Origin of the sequence: Pectobacterium atrosepticum (genome assembly GCF_000740965.1) — a bacterium.
In the GTDB taxonomy this organism is placed as follows: Bacteria; Pseudomonadota; Gammaproteobacteria; order Enterobacterales; family Enterobacteriaceae; genus Pectobacterium; species Pectobacterium atrosepticum.
This window is the reverse complement of sequence record NZ_CP009125.1, coordinates 3611663-3631238: the sequence shown is the minus strand read 5'-3', so window position 1 is coordinate 3631238 and position 19576 is coordinate 3611663. Positions and strand designations below refer to the sequence as shown.

The following is a 19576-nucleotide window of genomic DNA, read 5'->3' as shown; positions in this document are numbered from 1 at the left end:
TCCTCTCAGAGGTAAAAATGGCGTCGTATCATCTCAATGCCAAGATGGCACAGGATATTGTCTCGCGGACTATGCAGATCATTGATAGCAATATCAACGTGATGGATGCTCGCGGTAAGATTATCGGCAGTGGCGATCAGGAACGATTGGGGGAACTGCACGAAGGGGCGCTGCTGGCACTCTCGCAGGGGCGGGTTGTCGATATTGATGACGCGGTGGCGCGCCACCTACATGGCGTGCGGCCGGGTATCAATTTACCCCTGCGCATCGACGGTGAAATCGTCGGTGTTATCGGTTTGACGGGGAACCCTAGCCAGTTACGCCAATACGGCGAGCTTGTCTGCATGACGGCGGAAATGATGCTGGAGCAGGCGAGGCTGTTGCATATGCTGGCACAGGACAGCCGTCTGCGGGAAGAGCTCGTGTTGAACCTGGTCCGTACCGACGATCTGTCCCCTGCTCTCATGGAGTGGGCGCAGCGTTTAGGTATCGATATGAATAAACCCCGTGTTGCAGCGGTGATCGAAGTGGACAGCGGGCAGCTTGGCGTAGATTCGGCAATGGCAGAACTACAGCAGTTGCAGACGCTGCTGACTACGCCAGAGCGTGACAACCTGATCGCTATCGTTTCCCTGACGGAAATGGTGGTACTAAAACCGGCGCTGAATAGCCATGGGCGTTGGGATGCGGAAGAACATCGCAGACGCGTGGATACGCTGATGTCGCGCATGGCGGAAAGCAGTCGGCTGCGGGTGCGACTGGCGCTGGGGAACTATTTTGCTGGCCCCGGCAGTATCGCGCGTTCTTATCGTACGGCGCGCACGACAATGAGCGTAGGCAAGCAGCGAATGCCCGCACAGCGTTGTTATTACTATCAGGATCTGATGTTGCCTGTGCTGTTGGACAGCCTGCGTGGTGGATGGCAGGCAAACGAACTGGTGCGTCCGCTCTCGAAGCTCAAGGCAATGGATGGCAATGGTCTGTTGCGCCGGACGCTAGGTGCCTGGTTCCGTAATAACGTGCAACCCGGTGCGACGGCAAAAGCGCTGTTTATTCACCGCAATACGCTAGAGTATCGCCTTAATCGTATCTCTGAACTGACGGGCTTGGATTTGGGGAATTTTGACGATCGTCTGCTGCTGTATGTAGCCTTGCAGCTGGATGAAGAAGAGTAGGGCAGAAGAAAAACGGCTTTACGTCCACCGTTACTCCATCTGAATTTCTACCGTGTTCCCCTGATGCTGGTTGGCATCAGGGCTATCCCTCTCAGTCTTCAGTCGTAACAACATTACTTAGACTGAAAACTATGACATAACCATTAACAATATAACGCGATAGCATAAATTATCGCGAAACAATATTTTTGCCCCTTCCTTATATCCACTATTGTCACTCCCATGTTGTCAGCCTGATAGCCGCATCAACGGCGTCAATCGATCGCATTCATCATTATTTCATCTAAATACTTTCAAGCATTAAGGTTAGGGAGTGATAAGAATGTCAATACGTCGTCTGGGGTTATCTGTTGCTACGGCAGCGCTGTTGTTCTCTGGTGTGGCCTCGGCGGCTACCGAATTATTAAACGTGTCTTACGATCCGACGCGTGAGCTGTATCAGCAATACAATTCAGCGTTTATTAAGCATTGGAAAGCGACCACGGGTGAAGATATCACTATCAAAAACTCGCACGGTGGTTCTGGAAAGCAGGCGCGTTCGGTCATTGATGGCTTGCAGGCTGATGTGGTTACGCTGGCGCTGGCGGGTGACATTGACGCATTAAACCTGAACCAACCGCTGATCGATCCCAAGTGGCAGGCGCGTTTGCCTGACAACAGCACCCCTTACACTTCCACCATCGTTTTTCTGGTGCGTAAAGGTAATCCGAAGCAAATCAAAGACTGGAACGATCTGGTGAAACCGGGCGTTGAAGTTATCACGCCAAACCCGAAAACGTCCGGTGGAGCACGTTGGAACTTCCTCGCTGCATGGGCCTATGCCAAAGCGCAACCGGGCGGCAATGAAGAAACCGCACTGAAATTTGTCACCGAATTGTATCGTCACGCTCCAGTACTGGATACCGGTGCGCGTGGCGCGACCATCAGCTTTGTACAACGTCAGTTGGGCGATGTGCTGCTGGCATGGGAAAACGAAGCTTACCTGTCTTTGAAAGAGCAGGGCGGCGATCAGCTTGAGATCGTCACGCCGTCCTTGTCGATTCTGGCCGAACCGCCGGTAGCTGTTGTCGACAAAGTGGTCGAGCGTAAAGGGACGCAGAAACAGGCTGAAGCTTATCTGCAATATCTCTACAGCGATGAAGCACAACGTATCATCGGTAAAAACTTCTACCGTCCACGTAACGCTAAGATTGCCGAAGAGTTTAAAGATCAGTTTGCACCGGTGAACCTAGTTACGATCGATAAGGATTTCGGCGGCTGGAAAGCGGCACAGGACAAATTCTTTAACGATGGCGGCGTGTTCGACAAAATCTTTAAAGAGATCAATAAGTAAATTTATAACGTCTGACGGATTAAGGCCGCTATTACCCTAGCGGCTTTTTTCAGGTTAAAAAGGCAGAGGAACTGCCGCCTGAAACGTACTGTCAGGTAGCGCGCGTCGGCAAGCAGTTGTTGGCTGGATAGTGAGTATGAAAATTAAAGGCACGGTATGTCACAGCGTTCTCCCTCAGTGATTCCCGGTTTTGGGCTAACGTTAGGGTTTAGCCTGAGCTATTTAGGATTAGTTGTCCTCATTCCATTGGCAGGAATGTTTTTGTATGCAAGCCAATTAACGTTCGGCCAGTTTTGGGATCTGATCACCAGCCGCCAGGTGCTTTTTTCTCTGCGGCTTTCGTTTGGTACGGCACTGGCAGCCGCTTTTATTAACGGCATTCTCGGGACGCTGCTGGCGTGGGTGCTCGTTCGTTATACTTTCCCCGGCCGTAAAGTGATCGACGCCATGATCGACATGCCCTTTGCGCTGCCAACCGCCGTGGCGGGGATTGCTCTGACAGCGTTGTATGCGCCGAATGGCCTGATTGGTTCGCTATTTCCGTTCAAAATTGCCTATACCAGCATTGGTATCACGCTGGCGCTGATCTTCGTCACGCTGCCTTTCGTGGTCAGAACGGTGCAACCAGTGTTAGCTGATATTCCCAAAGAAGTGGAAGAGGCGGCCGCCTGCCTTGGCGCACGTCCGCTTCAGGTTTTCCGACATGTATTACTTCCCGCGCTGTTACCCGCATGGCTAACTGGTTTTGCTTTGGCCTTTGCCCGCGGCGTAGGGGAATACGGCTCTGTGGTGTTTATCGCGGGAAATATCCCCTTTAAAACGGAAATCCTGCCGCTGCTGATTGTCTCCAAGCTCGATCAGTATGACTACAAGGGGGCTACCGGGATCGGCGTGTTTATGCTGTTGGTTTCTTTCATTATGCTGCTGCTGATTAACGTGTTGCAGCGTCGCATTCAACCGAAACTGTAAGGGCTGGTCGTTATGGAACAGGTTATTTCCGCTCAGGCCAGTGCGGCTAAAAGAAAAAAACAGCCCGCAGCCTATTACATTCTGGTTTCACTGGCGTGGGTCGTCTTTTTCCTGATTCTGGTGCTGCCGCTGATGATGGTAGTGACTCAGGGTCTGGATAAAGGCATTGGCGCATTTTGGGACGCGATTAGCGAACCGGATGCGATCTCTGCGCTTAAGCTGACGTTACTCGCGACTGTCATTTCCGTGCCGTTAAACGTCGTGTTCGGACTGGCGACGGCGTGGTGTGTGACGAAATTCGAATTTCGTGGCAAGAGTTTTCTGCTGGCGCTGATCGATTTGCCATTTTCAGTATCACCCGTTGTTGCGGGGCTGGTGTATGTGCTGCTGTTTGGGGCGCAAAGCAAAATTCATCCCTTCCTGCTCGAACACGATCTGCAAATTGTTTACGCCGTGCCGGGTATTGTTCTGGCGACGATTTTCGTGACATTGCCTTACGTCGCCCGTGAGCTGATTCCGCTGATGGAAGAGCAGGGCTCGCAGGAAGAGGAAGCTGCACGGTTGCTGGGGGCGAACGGCTGGCAAATGTTCTGGCACATTACGCTGCCGAATGTGAAGTGGGCACTGATTTACGGCGTGGTGCTGTGTACCGCGCGCGCGATGGGGGAATTTGGCGCAGTTTCCGTCATTTCCGGCCATATTCGCGGCCTGACTAACACACTGCCGCTGCATATCGAAATTCTTTATAACGAGTACAACATCGTTGCTGCCTTCAGCGTGGCGATTCTGCTGCTGATGATGTCGTTGGTGGTACTGTTATTGCGCCAGTGGAGCGAAGATCGATTGACGAAGCAAATACAGAAACAACAGGAGTTGGCCAAAAATGAGCATTGAGATTCGCAATATTAATAAACAATTTGGCCAGTTTCGGGCACTGAACGAGATTAATTTGTCGATCCACAGCGGTGAGCTGGTGGCGCTGCTGGGGCCATCGGGCTGTGGTAAGACGACGTTGCTACGTATTATCGCCGGGCTGGAGCAGCCGGATAGCGGCAGTATTATCTTTCACGGTCAGGATGTGTCCGTCCACGATGTGCGTAAACGCAATGTGGGATTTGTATTCCAGCACTATGCGCTGTTCCGCCACATGACGGTGTTCGATAACGTCGCGTTTGGGTTGCGAATGAAGCCGAAAAATATCCGCCCGTCAAAGAGTGATATCGAAAAGAAAGTGCATGAATTTCTGAATCTGGTGCAATTGGACTGGCTAGGGGATCGCTATCCTGAACAGCTTTCCGGCGGCCAGCGTCAGCGTATTGCGCTGGCACGTGCGTTGATTGTTGAACCGAGCATTCTGCTGTTGGATGAACCTTTTGGGGCACTGGATGCCAAGGTACGTAAAGAGCTGCGTCGCTGGTTATCTCAGTTGCATGAAGATATCGATCTGACATCGGTATTTGTGACACACGATCAGGAAGAGGCGATGGAAGTGGCCGACCGTATTGTGCTGATGAATAAAGGCGTGATTGAGCAAATTGGTACGCCTGCGGAAGTGTATAACCATCCTGCCAGCGAATTTGTTTATCATTTCCTTGGCGACAGTAACCGGCTGAAAGTAGCGCAAACGGAAGAAACCATTCTGTTTCGTCCGCATGAAGTGTCGTTGTCTGTTCAGGCTCAGGATGGCTATCAGGCGGTGACGGTTCGCGATATTCGCCCGCTAGGAGCTTTGACGCGCCTGTCGTTGAAATTGGGTGAGCAGTCAGAGCTAATTGAAGCCGAAGTTGCAAAAGACGATGTGAGTCTGGAAGGGTTGCAGAAAGGTGACGTTATTCAGTTCAAGCCCAAGCGCTATAATCACGATTGGGAAATCTGATCGGTAGAGCATCAAAATAAAAAACCCGCGAAATTCGCGGGTTTTTGCTTTTGTCATCAATACCTGCCGGATCGCGAGGATTAACGATAAGCGGGGTTAGAGGCAACAGAGTAACGGCCGCTGCCAACCAACATGATGATAATGCCAGCAAAGAAATAGAGTGCTTCGACTTCCAGTGCCCATGCGCCGACATTGGTCAGCGTGAAGAATTTACCGGTGCCCACCATTAGCGTAGCGACAACCAGCGTCAGCGCGGCGATCAGGCCAGAAATACGGGTAAACACGCCCAAAATAATCAGAATCGGCGCAACCACTTCACCTACATAAACGCCATAAGCGATGAAACTTGGCAGGCCTGCGCCTTGCAGCATCTGTACGATCCAGCCTACGCCGTGCTCAACTTTTGCTACGCCGTGAAACAGCAGCAGAATACCCACGGTTAAACGCAGTAAAAGTTTACCTGCATCGGGGTGATCGGTTAAACGCGTGAACCACTGATTCAACTGAGAAATCATACTAAACAACCTCATGAGTAAGCGAAAAGTGCTATTGGATATAAGGCGGCAGTGTCGTCGATTTAGCGCCTGAATAGAAAACAAATAAATTTGATATTTTCTGTCAAAAAATTAGGTGAAGCGTGTCAACGCGGATAAGCATAGCACCGCAATTGTGGCGGTCTAATGATGGATGAGAATAACGCAATAACAATATGTTATGAAAAGCGTCTACAACCTGAACGGCTGAAGGTCAGGGAACGCGGTTTGGGGCTTACCACGGATGCGGTAGGCCCCTTTTCATAACCGGTTTATGCTTCGCCAAGCAGTGCTTTTTTAGCGGCCTTAAGAAAGTCGTCCGATAAGGGATCGCCAGCTGTTGCACGAGCTAAGGTTAGTGCGCCGGACAGCAGTGCGAATTGCGCCAGAGCATGTAGCCTACGCTGTTCTTTATCTTCTATCGCTGAGAGGGACTCCAGCCTGTCGAGCATAGCTCTGACGCCGCTGAGATAAACCTCACGTACTGGCTTGCCTTCACTTTCCCTAGCGATGTCGCTGGCTAACGCGGTGATCGCGCAGCCATCTTTGGCGCCATCACGGTGGTTGGGGGAGAGATAATGTTCTACCAGCGTTTGCAGGTCATGATGATTTGGCTGACGGCTTATTTCTTGCCAGCGGGAACCCGAATCTTCAAACGCTTTACGGCTGGCGATAGCGGCAAGTTCATCTTTAGAAGCAAAATGACCATAAAAGCCACCGTGGGTTAATCCAGCCGCCGCCATCAAGTCGTTCACGCTGACGCCGTTCAGGCCTCGTTCACGAAAGAGCTGTGAAGAAACTTGGATAATTTCCTCTCGGTTACGCTCCATCTGCTGTTTTGATACACGGGCCATTTTGTTCTCCTTTCTCTGTCAGGCATCATCTTAGAGTATGAAAAAACCAGACTCAATAGATGATGCCTTTCATCAATAGTCAGATCAGGCTCGTGGTGGCCACGGTGTAATGATATGAGCGCTGTCGCCTCCCTGAGCCCGTGGCAATGTCCCCGTGATCTGATCGTGCGGCGTTCCCAGCGAAATAGCACTGACTTCATCCAGTCGCGCGACCTGATCTTCGCTTAACGTCACATCTAATGCGAGTAGCGTATCGTCCAACTGCGCCAGAGTGCGGGAACCCAGAATGGGGATCAGGCTGGTGCTGGAGCGGGCGGATTTATATCTTAACCAAGCGATGGCAATCTGTATTGGCATGACGTTCACGTCGTTTGCAACACGAAATACCTCATCCAGCAAGGTCGTGTCTTGCTCGGTGTGTACTAATCTTCCGCCAAAACCGATCAGACGACCTTCTTTACTTTGACGGTATTTTCCCGTTAGCAGGCCGCCACCCAGCGGAGACCAAAGCGTTGCTGCTAACCCCATTGCTTCTGCCATCGGCAGCAGTTCTCGTTCTGCGGTGCGCTGCACCAGACTGTATTCCACCTGAATACCGGCAATTCGCGACCAGCCGCGCAGTTCCGCCATGGTGTCCGCTCGGGCAATACGCCAGGCTGGGAAATTAGAGAAGCCTGCGTACTGGATTTTCCCTGCTCGAATGAGATCGTCAAAAGCGCGAACAACCTCTTCAAGTGGGGTTAATTGGTCATCAAAGTGCGCCCACAGCACATCAATACGATCGGTTTGTAGTCGCTTAAGGCTGTTTTCTACCGATGAGATCATATTTTTACGGCTATTGCCGGTTCGTGAAATTCCGGCATCCGGCATGGCGCTTAAGGTGTATTTCGTCGCTACGACAAAATGATCGCGGTCTGCGGCAATGAATTCTCCGACCATCTGCTCAGATTGGCCGAATTGATAAGCATCTGCCGTATCGATAAAGTTGCCGCCAGCATTGGCATAACGATCAAATACCTGTTTAGCCTGTTCTTTTTCAGAACCGTAGCCCCAACCAGTGCCAAAATTTCCTGTTCCGAGAGCCAGTTCAGAGACGCGTAAGCCCGTATTACGTCCAAAAGTTGTGTATTTCATACCGTTTACCTTACATTTAAATGTTGATTGACATTTATTATATATGTCATACATCATCTATAAGTGCAAGCAGATGGCGTTCTCTTTACGAGAGGTCATGCTAATAGCAGTTGCTTAACTGCATGAATTGCGTTTTTAATCAATGTTCAACGTTAAACCTTAAAAGGAAATATCCATGTCTGACGATATTCTGTTTAGTCCCTTCACGGTGAAAGGGTTAACCCTTCCCAATCGCATCGTTATGGCACCCATGACGCGGAGTATGGCGGGAGAGGGGATTCCCGGCCCGGCGAATGCGGAATATTACCGGCGCCGCGCTGAAGGGGGCGTAGGACTGATTCTAACGGAGGGGACGGTGGTCGATCGTCCCGCTTCGCGCAACATGCCAGGGATTCCATTTTTCCATGGTGAGGCAGCGCTGGCAGGTTGGGATGCGGTGGCTAAAGCGGTTCATGCCGCTGGTGGTCGTATTGGCCCACAAATTTGGCATACGGGATCAACGCACGGTCGCGGCTGGGAACCTGATGCCCCTGTTGAGAGTCCTTCTGGGCTGGTTGGGCCGGATGAGCCTCGTGGTGTGGTGATGACGGAAGAAGATATTGCCGATACTGTGGCGGCTTTCGCCCGTGCAGCAGCTGATGCCAAACGGCTGGGTTTTGACACGCTGGAGCTGCATGGTGCACATGGCTACCTGATCGATCAATTCTTCTGGCCGGGTACGAATAAGCGTTCAGATGCCTTCGGTGGAGCAACGATCCGTGAGCGTTCCCACTTTGCCGCAGAGGTTATCCGCGCGGTCCGCGCCGCTGTTGGTGAAGATTTCCCGCTGATCCTGCGCGTGAGTCAGTGGAAACAGCAAGATTACAGCGCACGGCTTGCCACCTCCCCACAGGAGATGACGGACTGGCTGGCACCGCTGGTTGAGGCTGGTGTGGATATTCTCCACTGTTCCCAGCGCCGTTTCTGGGAGCCGGAGTTTCCTGAGATTGATGGGACTGAAGGACTGAACTTCGCTGGTTGGGCGAAGAAGCTAACAGGTGCGGCGACAATCAGCGTTGGCTCGGTGGGGTTGACCTCGGATTTCTTTGCTGCGTTTGGTGGCGAAGGTTCTGGTACGGCGGCGCTGGACAATCTGTATGCGCGGATGGAGCGGGAAGAGTTTGATTTGATCGCTGTCGGCCGAGTATTGCTCTCTGATGCGCAATGGGTGCAAAAAGTGCGTACTGGACAGACTGATAAATTACGCGGTTTTGATGCAGCGGATTTAGCCGTGCTGGCGTGACGTTTGGGTGCCGTGGCCGATGAGGTCGCGGTACTTCAATTGCGTATTGGAAAGGTTAATACAGAAAGATTAGCGCAAGTCTTTGCACGCACGATGCGTGCAATAGATAACTTGGGGTGAATTTACTTCAGATAGGAATCACTTTGCGGAAGTGGTGGGTCGTGCAGGATTCGAACCTGCGACCAATTGATTAAAAGTCAACTGCTCTACCGACTGAGCTAACGACCCGCAGAAGTGGTGGGTGATGACGGGATCGAACCGCCGACCCCCTCCTTGTAAGGGAGGTGCTCTCCCAGCTGAGCTAATCACCCAATCTCAAATCTTCTTACTCTACACAGCGAGATACTCTTACTTAAAATCAGTAAAGAGTGGTGGGTGATGACGGGATCGAACCGCCGACCCCCTCCTTGTAAGGGAGGTGCTCTCCCAGCTGAGCTAATCACCCAATCTCAAATCTTCTTACTCTACACAGCGAGATACTCTTACTTAAAATCAGTAAAGAGTGGTGGGTGATGACGGGATCGAACCGCCGACCCCCTCCTTGTAAGGGAGGTGCTCTCCCAGCTGAGCTAATCACCCCCGCTGTGTGGAGTCGCATTATAGGGATCCTTGAATATGAGTCAACGCTTTTTAAAACTAAAATGATTGTTCGTTGCAAAATTAGGCAAGGCGTCGTATTTATCGTCGTTGGCGCGTTATCCTTGCACAATTCAGTCAGCTACGTTGTCATTTCCGCCAGAATAAAAGCACGTGCGTCATGTTACGGCGTTGAGGAATCGAAGCAGAGTGATAGAATGTTACCCACTTTTGTTCTCTGAGCTTATGTCGGCCTATGTCGACAGCCGTTGCGTAATAAGGCTGTAATCCCAAATGAAAATCAAAACCCGTTTCGCCCCTAGTCCTACTGGCTATCTTCACGTCGGCGGCGCTCGTACCGCACTGTACTCTTGGCTGTTTGCTCGTCATCAGGATGGCGAGTTCGTGCTGCGTATTGAAGATACCGATCTGGAGCGTTCAACTCAGGACGCGATTGATGCCATTATGGATGGTATGAACTGGCTGAGCCTGAACTGGGATGAAGGCCCGTACTACCAGACTAAACGTTTTGACCGTTACAACGCCGTCATCGATCAGATGTTGGAAAATGGTACCGCATATAAGTGCTACTGTTCGAAAGAACGTCTGGAAGCGTTGCGCGAGCAGCAGATGGAAAATGGTGATAAGCCCCGCTACGACGGGCATTGCCGTGGTTCTCACGAGCATCATGCTGATAATGAACCGCACGTTGTCCGTTTCCTTAACCCGCAGGAAGGCTCTGTCATCTTCAATGACCGCATTCGCGGGCCAATCGAATTCAGCAATCAGGAACTCGACGACCTGATCATCCGCCGTACTGACGGTTCACCGACCTACAACTTCTGTGTCGTTATCGATGATTGGGATATGGAAATTACGCACGTTATTCGTGGTGAAGACCATATCAACAACACGCCGCGTCAGATCAACATCCTGAAAGCGCTGGGTGCACCGGTACCGGAATATGCGCATGTGTCGATGATTCTGGGCGATGACGGTAAGAAATTGTCCAAACGTCACGGCGCTGTCGGTGTGATGCAATACCGCGATGATGGCTATCTGCCGGAAGCACTGCTGAACTATCTGGTGCGTTTAGGCTGGTCATCTGGCGATCAGGAAATCTTCTCTATCGATGAGATGAAGTCTCTGTTCTCACTGGATGCCGTCAATAAATCCGCGAGCGCTTTCAATACTGAGAAACTGCAATGGTTGAACCATCACTATATTAACCATCTGCCAGCAGAATACGTGGCAACGCATCTGTCATGGCATATTGAGCAGGCTGGGCTTGATACACGCACCGGCCCGCAATTGAGCGAACTGGTCGGCCTGTTGGGCGAACGTTGTAAGACGCTGAAAGAAATGGCGGACTCTTGCCGTTATTTCTATGAAGATTTTGCTGAGTTTGATGCGGATGCCGCGAAGAAACATCTGCGTCCGGTTGCGCGTCAGCCGCTTGAGCTGGTACGTGAAAAACTTGCAGCGATTACTAGCTGGACGGCAGAGAACATCCACCACGCCATTCAGGGTACGGCGGACGAGCTGGGTCAGGGTATGGGCAAGGTTGGTATGCCGCTACGCGTTGCAGTAACGGGCGCTGGCCAGTCTCCGGGCGTTGACGTTACCGTACACGCGATTGGTCAACAGCGTTCGTTGGCGCGGATTGATAAAGCGCTGGCGTTCATTGCTGAGCGTGAAACCCAACAGTAATTGCTATCGTGTGAATGTATACAAAACGAACCCCGGCCGGAATGCCGGGGTTTTTTATTATATGGTATGAGCATTATTGACCAGCGATGGCAACGGCTTTACCGATGGCATCGGGAATCACGTCACCATGGCCCTTTCCTGGGAACAGAATAAAGTCCGCTTTTGTACCTTGTTCATTGAGCTGTGCGGCCAGAGTTGTTGCTCTTTCCACCATTTTTCTTTGACTGAGCCTTTCTGCCCGTTTTTCATCAACGGGTTTACCCGCCTGCGTTTTGACAGGTTCATCTTCATTTGCCCCTACTGTGATGGTAATGGACAGCGGCGGTGTAGCGAGCAACGGTGTTCTTGCCGGAATAACAACGCCATTTCCCCACCAGATAGACGGACTTGCAGCAACATAACGCTGGAAAGACTCGGTGTGGTTAAAAAGCGTATAGAGCGTGAACAGACCGCCGAAAGAGTGCCCGGCAAATGTTTGTTTTTGTTTATTGACGGCGTAGTTCGCTTCAACCCAGGGTTTTACCGTGGATTGCAGGAATTGATAAAACGTCTCGGCTTCACCGCCTGTGGCAAAATCTGGGTCGGTGAGCGTTGTTGGCGGTGTGTAGTCGCGTGTTCTGGCGGGAACATCGTATGGCTTATCGATCGGATAACCGATAGCGACAATCAGCGGAGCCGCGCCATTTTTCTCGTTATAGCTGTTTATGGCAACAGGAAACTGAGCATTGCCGTCCAGCATATACAGAACCGGATAGCCGCCTTCTGGTGCGGGTTGGCGGGGAAGCGCGATGAAAAGCCGATAGGCATGTTTTGCATCGCTTTGCACCTCAACGTGCCTGATCTCAAATTGAGCTTTTGCTTGTTCGGTAATATCAGGAATGGTTGGCTGTGCCCGAACGGGCAACATGCCAGAGGCAGATATCATCAGAGAAAATACAATCATAGGAAAATAGCGCATGTGCTGGGTGCTTAATAGAAGACAGAAGTGTAACGTGAATCGATGATAATAAATCGCGTTATCGTTGGCAGCTTTTTTTGTGCTTGTGATGATATTACACCGAAATTTGCCGCCTGTTTTTTCTTACCTTTGGCGTCTTTTTCAGCGGTTGATCGGATAACCGGATTTAGCCGTTGACACTGTTAATCGGGTTTCATATTATGCGACGCGTTCGTACGGTACTTGCCTTCGCGGTGATGCTGTAAGATACGGGGCTATAGCTCAGCTGGGAGAGCGCTTGCATGGCATGCAAGAGGTCAGCGGTTCGATCCCGCTTAGCTCCACCAAACACTCCCTCTGTTTGGTTAATTATCACGAACATTCCACACGTTGTGGGGCTATAGCTCAGCTGGGAGAGCGCTTGCATGGCATGCAAGAGGTCAGCGGTTCGATCCCGCTTAGCTCCACCAAACACTCCCTCTGTTTGGTTAATTATCACGAACATTCCACACGTTGTGGGGCTATAGCTCAGCTGGGAGAGCGCTTGCATGGCATGCAAGAGGTCAGCGGTTCGATCCCGCTTAGCTCCACCAAATCACCGCACTACTCCTTAGTTATCTCTTTTTCTCGATGAATACGTATTCAATCAACCTTGTTCATTTGCTTAATACTCTTGTAAACGATTTTCTATAAACGATAGTTGGCTGCCCCGCGCTTTGAAGGCAACCAAACCGTTACCGCTTAGGCCTCTTCTGGGAGCCTTGGCGTCCAGTCTATTGCCGACAAACCTTGCTGTTCCAGAAGCTGGTTAGCTTGTGAAAAATGCTTGCAGCCCAAGAAACCACGATGTGCAGACAGTGGGGAAGGGTGCGGCGATTTCAGAACATGGTGACGCTGTGGGTCAATGATGTTGCCTTTTTTCTGTGCATGCGATCCCCACAAGAGAAAGACTAGACCTTCCCGTTGTTCATTCAATGCCGCAATAACGCGGTCAGTAAAGGTTTCCCAGCCCAGATTGGCATGCGAGTGCGCTTGCCCGGCTTCAACGGTCAATACCGTGTTTAGCAGTAAAACCCCTTGCTCCGCCCAGCTTTGCAGAAAACCGTGTCGTGGAATTTCAAATCCAGGGATGTCGCTCGCCAGTTCTTTATAAATATTGCCCAGAGAAGGCGGAGCGGGGACGCCCGGACGTACAGAAAATGACAGCCCGTGTGCTTGATTCGGGCCGTGATAAGGGTCTTGCCCCAGAATGACGACTTTGACCTGATGCAGCTCAGTGAAGCGGAACGCATTAAAAACATCTTTCTGCGGAGGATAGATCGTCTTACCCGCAGACCGTTCCTTCCCAACGAATTCAAGGGTATTGATGAAGTAAGACTGCTGCTTTTCTTGTGCCAGTACGTCATGCCAGGTGAGAGAGGTCGCCATCATGCACTCTTTTTTTACAGGTTGAATGGTGTTGTGGGTAGCTTACCGATCTATCGTGTTGAGGTAAAACCGTAACCGTTGTTGTCGGGATGAAAGAGGCTTTTTTTCGAAAAAAAATTGAAAATTTACAAAAATATTTGCAATTTAGCGTGTTGGTAAAATTGATATAAAACAATATATTGCCCTAGCGCTGCTAAGTTGTGGGGGTTTAAAATTGATTTAAGTCAAAGATATCTGGTTATCAGACTGGTATATAAGAGAGTAGAGACGCAGAGTTTTATACGATCGTTACGACGTTTGGTAGTTTTTTGCCGATAGCGATTTTAACTAAATCAGTTTTTAACTACATCAGTTTTTAACTACGTCAATTTTCAATTAAGACGATAACACACCGTTTACGGAGGCAATTATGGTTACTGGTATTCAAATCACCAAGGCTAACGACAGCGCGCTGATCAATTCCTTCTGGTTGCTGGATGAAGAAAAATCACAGGCGCGTTGCGTATGTGCTAAATCTGGTTATAGCGAAGATCAAATCGTTCCGATGAGCGATCTGGGTCAGATCGAGTATCGTGAAATCCCACTGGAAATCAAACCTGAAGTGCGTGTGGAAGGTGGTCAACACCTGAACGTAAACGTTCTGCGCCGTGAGACGCTGGAAGATGCCGTTAAGCACCCGGAAAACTATCCGCAGCTGACTATCCGCGTATCTGGCTACGCTGTTCGTTTCAACTCACTGACGCCGGAACAACAGCGCGACGTTATCGCTCGTACTTTTACCGCAAGCCTGTAAGTTGTTACTTAAGCCTTAATAGAAAGGGAGCCGAAGCTCCCTTTTTTATATCTATGCTTTAAAGGAATTTTATTCAGCGGACGGTTCGTCAGTTTTCTGCGTTGCTTGACGACGCTTACCAACATTTTTACTGTCGCGATCGCGAACCTTCACTTTAACTTTTTCTTTTTCCTTCTCTTTTTTCTCTTTCCGCTTCGCGAGCACTTTTTTCGACGGTTTGCCCGTGGTTTTGGCGCTTGGCGCTTTGGTCTCTGGGCGAAGTTCCTCAATGACGCGCGGTTTTAGCGGCTCATTCAAGTAGCGGCTGATTTTTCCCAGCAGCAGGTGATCGTGTGCTTCAACGAAAGAGATGGCACAGCCTTTACGACCCGCGCGGCCAGTGCGGCCGATACGGTGAAGGTAAGTATCTGCTGTGCGCGGCAAGTCGAAGTTAAATACGTGGCTGACATCGTCAATATCGATGCCACGCGCGGCGATATCTGTTGCCACCAGCACGTTAACCCGACCGTCGCTCATGCGTTTGATTGCCTCGTTGCGCTTGGCTTGCACCATTTCGCCTTCGAGATAGCATGAGTTAATGCCAGCTTCATGCAGCCAGGATACGAGCTCATGCACCCGCTCACGCTTGCGCACAAAGATGATAGAACGCGTAACATCTGGCTGTTTTAACTGATGGCAGAGCAGGGTCGTTTTGTGTTTGAGATCGTCGGCACGGTAATACCATTGCAGAATTTTTTTACGTTCCCGACGTGATGGATCGGACTCGATTTCAACGGGTTCGTTGAGCAGACGCTCGGCGAAATCCTTGATCGCGTTTCCTTCCAACGTCGCAGAAAACAGCAGCGTTTGCTTGCGCCAGCGGGTTTCTCCGGCGATGTGTTCAATATCCTGGGCGAAGCCCATATCCAGCATTCTGTCCGCTTCGTCCAGAATCAGCGTTTCTACCGCGCGGCAATCGAAGTTTTCTTCTTTGATGTATTGCATCAGACGGCCCGTCGTCGCGACGACGACATCCTGATTTTCACTGAACACTTCCGCATGATTCATGTAGGCCACGCCGCCAGTGATTGTCGCGATATCCAGATGCGTATGCGCCGCGAATGCTCGCGCTTGATCCGCCACCTGCATGGCGAGTTCACGGGTCGGCGTGAGGATCAGAACACGAGGTGGACCTGATTTTTTACGAGGAAAATCGATAAGATGCTGCAAAACCGGCAGCAGATAAGCGGCGGTTTTACCTGTTCCTGTTGGCGCGGAGCCCAGTACGTCACGGCCTTCCATCGCCGGAGGGATTGCCTCGGCTTGAATCGCAGTCGGACGTTCATAACCCATATCACGCAGGGCGTCTAACAGGCTTTCATCAAGATCGAGCTCGGAAAAATTGGTTACAGTCATGGTCTACCTCTATTTGGGGCGCCGATTATAGACGGATTGGCCGGTTTCTTCACCTGTTTAAGCAGACATCGGCACTTTTCCTGCATTGATGTTTCGCCTATGCTACTGCGGTTTGCGTTTGGAATCTTATTTTCATGAGTCATCAGGCTGATTATAAACTGACATTGCGTCGGGATGGATTTACCTTCAAGCAATTCTTTGTGGCGCACGATCGCTGTGCAATGAAGGTTGGAACCGATGGTATTCTTCTGGGAGCCTGGGCTCCGGTGTCTTCAGCCACGCGGGTTCTGGATATCGGCAGTGGTTCTGGCCTTCTCGCGTTGATGCTAGCGCAGCGTTCCGAGCCACATGTTCGGATTGATGCCGTTGAGCTGGATAGCGCCGCCAGTCAGCAGGCGAAAGAAAACAGTGCTGCCTCTCCATGGGCTGACAGAATAACGGTTTATGCTGAGGATATCGTGAGTTTTTCCGCGATGCGAACTGCCGATTATTCGCTAATTATAAGCAATCCGCCTTATTTCCCACCTGGGATCGCGTGTGGTTCAGCTCAGCGTGAGCAGGCGCGTTACACGACCTTGTTAACCCATGAAGTGCTATTGCGTTGTGCTCATCAGTTGCTGATGCCTGAAGGACTTTTTTGCGTGGTGTTGCCCGTTCAGGTTGCTGAGCACTTTATTCCTCTGGCGCAGCAACACAATTGGCACGTCCAGCAGCAGCTCCGCGTATCTGAACAGGAAGATAAACCTGCGCACCGCGTTTTGCTGGCGCTGTCTCGCCAAGAAAAGGAGTGTGTGAATTTCTTATTGGCAATCCGTGATGCAGAAAGATGTTATTCGACGGATTTTCAGCAACTGACAAAAGATTTTTATCTTTTCATGTAGGTGGCAGACGCTTTGTAGCCGCGTCTGCCTTTCCTGAGTGAACTATTGTTCGTGAACTGCGGTTTTTGCGAATTATGATTTTTGTGAACTATGGCACCAGAATAGTTGGTGTCGGTGCCTCGAATTGTTCGGGATAATCCAAGTTATAATGCAGTCCACGGCTTTCTTTTCTTTCTAGCGCACAGCGGACGATGAGCTCGGCGACCTGCACCAGATTACGCAGTTCTAGCAAGTTGTTGGAAATACGGAAGTGGGCGTAGTACTCATCGATTTCCTGCTGAAGCAGATGGATACGGCGTTGCGCTCGTTCCAGCCGCTTGGTGGTCCGCACGATCCCAACGTAATCCCACATAAACAGACGTAGTTCGTGCCAGTTATGCTGGATCACCACCTGTTCGTCGGAATTATCGACCTGACTTTCATCCCAATCCGGCAACTTTTTCACTGCTTTGATTTGCGGTAAGCGCTGCAAAATATCTTCTGCGGCTGACCAGCCGTAAACCAGACATTCCAGCAGTGAATTGGACGCCATACGGTTTGCACCATGTAATCCGGTATAGCTGACTTCGCCAATCGCATACAGTCCGTCAAGGTCGGTACGCCCATGCTGGTCGACCATCACGCCGCCACAGGTATAGTGCGCTGCTGGGACGATCGGTATCGCTTCGCGCGTCAGATCAATGCCGAGAGACTGTAGCTTTTCATGGATGGTAGGGAAGTGCTGTTTGATGAACGCTTCGGGCTTGTGGCTGATATCCAGATACATACAGTCTGCACCAAGCCGTTTCATCTCATGGTCAATCGCTCTGGCGACTACATCGCGCGGTGCCAGTTCGCCTCTGGCATCGAAATCGGGCATAAAGCGTGAGCCGTCAGGGCGTTTGAGGTACGCGCCTTCACCGCGTAGCGCTTCCGTTAGCAGGAAGTTTCGCGCCTGCGGATGGAACAGGCAGGTCGGGTGAAATTGATTGAATTCCAGATTTGCTACGCGACAACCCGCACGCCACGCCATCGCGATACCGTCGCCAGACGAAATATCGGGGTTCGTGGTGTATTGATAAACTTTGGATGCGCCACCGGTCGCTAAAACTACCGTTTTCGCCCGGCAGGACTCTACGCGTTCCTGTTCACGGTTCCATATATAAGCACCAATAATACGGCGAGTACCGGGCAAACCCAGCTTATTGGAGGTAATTAAATCGACGGCGTTGCAGCGTTCCATAATCCGAATATTCGGATGGGATAACGCTTTCTGTACCAGCGTATTTTCCACTTCTTTTCCGGTTGCATCCGCTGCGTGCAGAATCCGACGGTGGCTATGTCCACCTTCGCGCGTCAGATGATAGCGTTCTTCGCCGCTGGTGCTGGTTTCGGTATCGAATAGCACGCCTTGTTCGATCAGCCATTGCACGCAGTGTTTGGCATTACTGGCGATGAATTCAACGGCTTCGCGTTCACACAGGCCATCGCCGGCGATCAGGGTATCGTCGATATGGGAGTCAATCGTGTCGGTTTCATCGAAAACGGCTGCGATGCCGCCTTGAGCATAAAACGTCGCGCCTTCATTGAGCGGGCCTTTGCTTAGTACTGTCACGTTGGCCTGTGAAGCCAGACGCAGCGCTAGTGAAAGCCCGGCAGCACCGCTGCCAATGATTAAAACATCACAGACGTGTTCAGTAGTCGTTTGCATGGTCGTGTCGTGGGTGCGAAAAGAAGAGGAATTCCGATGGTAGCACCCAACGGTTGATTGCCGTATTGGTTTTTAGCCCCTTATCTACGCTATAAAGAATAAGCGGATGATGGAGCATGGTGAATCGTGCGAATACCCCGGATTTATCGTATCATCTTCGCAAGAGCGTAGAAGCCTCAGATGAAGACCATATGTGATGAGACGGTGCGTCACGGTATGCATCGTAAAGACGAGTAACGGCGCTAAGTAAAAGAAAAATGATGACTCGGAACTTTATTGAATGTCTTGGTTCTAATGAGGAGCTTGCTCTAAATATGACTTATATAGCTGGCAGTACTATTTCATGTGTGGAGAACGGTTTGAGTAGAGATTACCTCGGATGAGCGAGCAACTGGCAGATCAGGTTCTGGTCGAGCGAGTCCAAAAAGGCGATCAAAAATCGTTTAACTTGTTGGTCGTTCGTTATCAGCATAAGGTAGCGAGCCTGGTATCGCGGTATGTTCCACAAGGGGACGTGCCGGATGTGGTACAGGAATCGTTTATTAAAGCGTATCGCGCGTTAGAATCATTCCGTGGCGATAGTGCGTTCTATACGTGGCTGTATCGTATTGCAGTGAATACGGCCAAGAATTATCTGGTAGCTCAGGGCCGCCGCCCGCCTTCCAGCGACATTGATGCCAATGACGCAGAAAACTATGAAAATGCGGGCGCACTGAAAGAAATATCGAACCCTGAGAATTTAATGTTGTCAGAGGAATTACGAAGCATAGTTTTCCGAACTATCGAGTCTTTACCGGAAGATTTACGTTTAGCGATTACGCTGCGTGAGTTGGACGGTTTAAGCTACGAAGAGATTGCCGTGATTATGGATTGTCCCGTCGGCACTGTTCGTTCTCGTATTTTCCGAGCGCGGGAAGCTATTGATAATAAAGTACAACCGCTTATTCAGCGCTAGCTAGCGTTTCCAGCTATCCGCATGACTAATGATGGATTTGACAAGGTAAGGGTGT

The 19576-nt window shown here is 50.7% G+C and carries 17 protein-coding genes and 7 tRNA genes; 13 read left to right on the top strand and 11 right to left on the bottom strand.

The annotated features are described in order from the left end of the window. Positions 1-17: 17 nt before the first annotated feature. From GZ59_RS16010 to GZ59_RS15990, 5 genes are all read left to right on the top strand, one after another. Positions 18-1175 (top strand): CdaR family transcriptional regulator, encoded by a 1158-nt coding sequence (locus GZ59_RS16010; RefSeq protein ID WP_011094817.1) that lies wholly within the window; start codon positions 18-20, stop codon positions 1173-1175. Positions 1176-1503: 328 nt separating this feature from the next. Further along, on the top strand, positions 1504-2508 hold the full coding sequence (locus tag GZ59_RS16005; protein ID WP_373365838.1) for a sulfate ABC transporter substrate-binding protein: 1005 nt from the start codon (positions 1504-1506) through the stop codon (positions 2506-2508). Between the two features lie 156 nt (positions 2509-2664). Beyond that, positions 2665-3477 (top strand): sulfate ABC transporter permease subunit CysT, encoded by an 813-nt coding sequence (gene cysT, locus GZ59_RS16000; RefSeq protein WP_011094815.1) that lies wholly within the window; start codon positions 2665-2667, stop codon positions 3475-3477. Positions 3478-3489: 12 nt separating this feature from the next. Further along, positions 3490-4371 carry a sulfate ABC transporter permease subunit CysW gene (gene cysW / locus GZ59_RS15995; RefSeq protein WP_039293151.1) on the top strand — a complete coding sequence of 294 codons (882 nt, stop codon included), beginning with the start codon at positions 3490-3492 and terminating at the stop codon, positions 4369-4371. Then, complete coding sequence (locus GZ59_RS15990) at positions 4361-5353, top strand: sulfate/molybdate ABC transporter ATP-binding protein (protein ID WP_039293148.1); 993 nt, start codon at positions 4361-4363, stop codon at positions 5351-5353. The genes cysW and GZ59_RS15990 overlap by 11 nt, the downstream gene beginning before the upstream one ends. Positions 5354-5433: 80 nt before the next feature. On the opposite strand, the gene GZ59_RS15985 is transcribed toward GZ59_RS15990, so the two are convergent. The 3 genes from GZ59_RS15985 to GZ59_RS15975 all read right to left on the bottom strand — a co-directional run bounded on the left by GZ59_RS15985 (position 5434) and on the right by GZ59_RS15975 (position 7874). After that, a complete protein-coding gene (locus GZ59_RS15985; RefSeq protein ID WP_011094812.1) occupies positions 5434-5868 on the bottom strand; it encodes a DoxX family protein in 435 nt (144 codons plus the stop codon). A 290-nt stretch (positions 5869-6158) separates the two neighbouring features. After that, positions 6159-6740 carry a TetR/AcrR family transcriptional regulator gene (locus GZ59_RS15980; protein WP_011094811.1) on the bottom strand — a complete coding sequence of 194 codons (582 nt, stop codon included), beginning with the start codon at positions 6738-6740 and terminating at the stop codon, positions 6159-6161. Between the two features lie 84 nt (positions 6741-6824). Then, complete coding sequence (locus GZ59_RS15975) at positions 6825-7874, bottom strand: aldo/keto reductase (protein ID WP_039293145.1); 1050 nt, start codon at positions 7872-7874, stop codon at positions 6825-6827. Between the two features lie 175 nt (positions 7875-8049). On the opposite strand from GZ59_RS15975, the gene GZ59_RS15970 reads away from it, so the two are divergent. Next, complete coding sequence (locus GZ59_RS15970) at positions 8050-9156, top strand: NADH:flavin oxidoreductase (RefSeq protein ID WP_039293142.1); 1107 nt, start codon at positions 8050-8052, stop codon at positions 9154-9156. Between the two features lie 152 nt (positions 9157-9308). Here GZ59_RS15970 and GZ59_RS15965 read toward each other — a convergent pair. The 4 genes from GZ59_RS15965 to GZ59_RS15950 form a co-directional block, all read right to left on the bottom strand. After that, positions 9309-9384, bottom strand: a tRNA-Lys gene (locus tag GZ59_RS15965). 7 nt (positions 9385-9391) lie between these two features. After that, positions 9392-9467, bottom strand: a tRNA-Val gene (locus tag GZ59_RS15960). A gap of 58 nt (positions 9468-9525) precedes the next feature. Continuing rightward, positions 9526-9601: transfer RNA gene (locus tag GZ59_RS15955), tRNA-Val, on the bottom strand. A gap of 58 nt (positions 9602-9659) precedes the next feature. After that, positions 9660-9735 (bottom strand) — tRNA-Val (locus GZ59_RS15950). Positions 9736-10026: 291 nt separating this feature from the next. Here GZ59_RS15950 and gltX point away from each other — a divergent pair. Then, positions 10027-11442: a glutamate--tRNA ligase gene (gltX, locus tag GZ59_RS15945; RefSeq protein ID WP_039293140.1), complete on the top strand. Its 1416-nt coding sequence runs from the start codon at positions 10027-10029 to the stop codon at positions 11440-11442. A 73-nt stretch (positions 11443-11515) separates the two neighbouring features. Here the strand turns inward: gltX and GZ59_RS15940 are convergent, their stop codons facing one another. Then, on the bottom strand, positions 11516-12385 hold the full coding sequence (locus tag GZ59_RS15940) for an alpha/beta hydrolase (RefSeq protein WP_226302286.1): 870 nt from the start codon (positions 12383-12385) through the stop codon (positions 11516-11518). A gap of 265 nt (positions 12386-12650) precedes the next feature. Between GZ59_RS15940 and GZ59_RS15935 the strand changes: the two genes are divergently transcribed. From GZ59_RS15935 to GZ59_RS15925, 3 genes are all read left to right on the top strand, one after another. Beyond that, positions 12651-12726 (top strand) — tRNA-Ala (locus GZ59_RS15935). A 47-nt stretch (positions 12727-12773) separates the two neighbouring features. Beyond that, positions 12774-12849: transfer RNA gene (locus tag GZ59_RS15930), tRNA-Ala, on the top strand. A gap of 47 nt (positions 12850-12896) precedes the next feature. After that, positions 12897-12972 (top strand) — tRNA-Ala (locus GZ59_RS15925). Positions 12973-13120: 148 nt separating this feature from the next. On the opposite strand, the gene ung is transcribed toward GZ59_RS15925, so the two are convergent. Next, complete coding sequence (gene ung, locus GZ59_RS15920) at positions 13121-13807, bottom strand: uracil-DNA glycosylase (RefSeq protein ID WP_011094806.1); 687 nt, start codon at positions 13805-13807, stop codon at positions 13121-13123. 409 nt (positions 13808-14216) lie between these two features. Here ung and grcA point away from each other — a divergent pair, with 409 nt between their 5' ends. Next, positions 14217-14600 (top strand): autonomous glycyl radical cofactor GrcA, encoded by a 384-nt coding sequence (gene grcA / locus GZ59_RS15915; RefSeq protein ID WP_011094805.1) that lies wholly within the window; start codon positions 14217-14219, stop codon positions 14598-14600. Between the two features lie 69 nt (positions 14601-14669). Here grcA and srmB read toward each other — a convergent pair whose 3' ends face one another. Next, positions 14670-15995: an ATP-dependent RNA helicase SrmB gene (gene srmB / locus GZ59_RS15910; RefSeq protein ID WP_011094804.1), complete on the bottom strand. Its 1326-nt coding sequence runs from the start codon at positions 15993-15995 to the stop codon at positions 14670-14672. Positions 15996-16129: 134 nt separating this feature from the next. Between srmB and trmN the strand changes: the two genes are divergently transcribed. Then, positions 16130-16876 (top strand): tRNA(1)(Val) (adenine(37)-N(6))-methyltransferase TrmN, encoded by a 747-nt coding sequence (trmN, locus tag GZ59_RS15905; RefSeq protein ID WP_011094803.1) that lies wholly within the window; start codon positions 16130-16132, stop codon positions 16874-16876. An 88-nt stretch (positions 16877-16964) separates the two neighbouring features. Here trmN and nadB read toward each other — a convergent pair whose 3' ends face one another. Further along, positions 16965-18566 carry an L-aspartate oxidase gene (nadB, locus tag GZ59_RS15900; protein WP_011094802.1) on the bottom strand — a complete coding sequence of 534 codons (1602 nt, stop codon included), beginning with the start codon at positions 18564-18566 and terminating at the stop codon, positions 16965-16967. 379 nt (positions 18567-18945) lie between these two features. On the opposite strand from nadB, the gene rpoE reads away from it, so the two are divergent. Then, positions 18946-19521, top strand: a complete 576-nt coding sequence (gene rpoE / locus GZ59_RS15895; protein ID WP_005973561.1) for an RNA polymerase sigma factor RpoE — start codon at positions 18946-18948, stop codon at positions 19519-19521. The last annotated feature ends 55 nt before the right edge of the window (positions 19522-19576 follow it).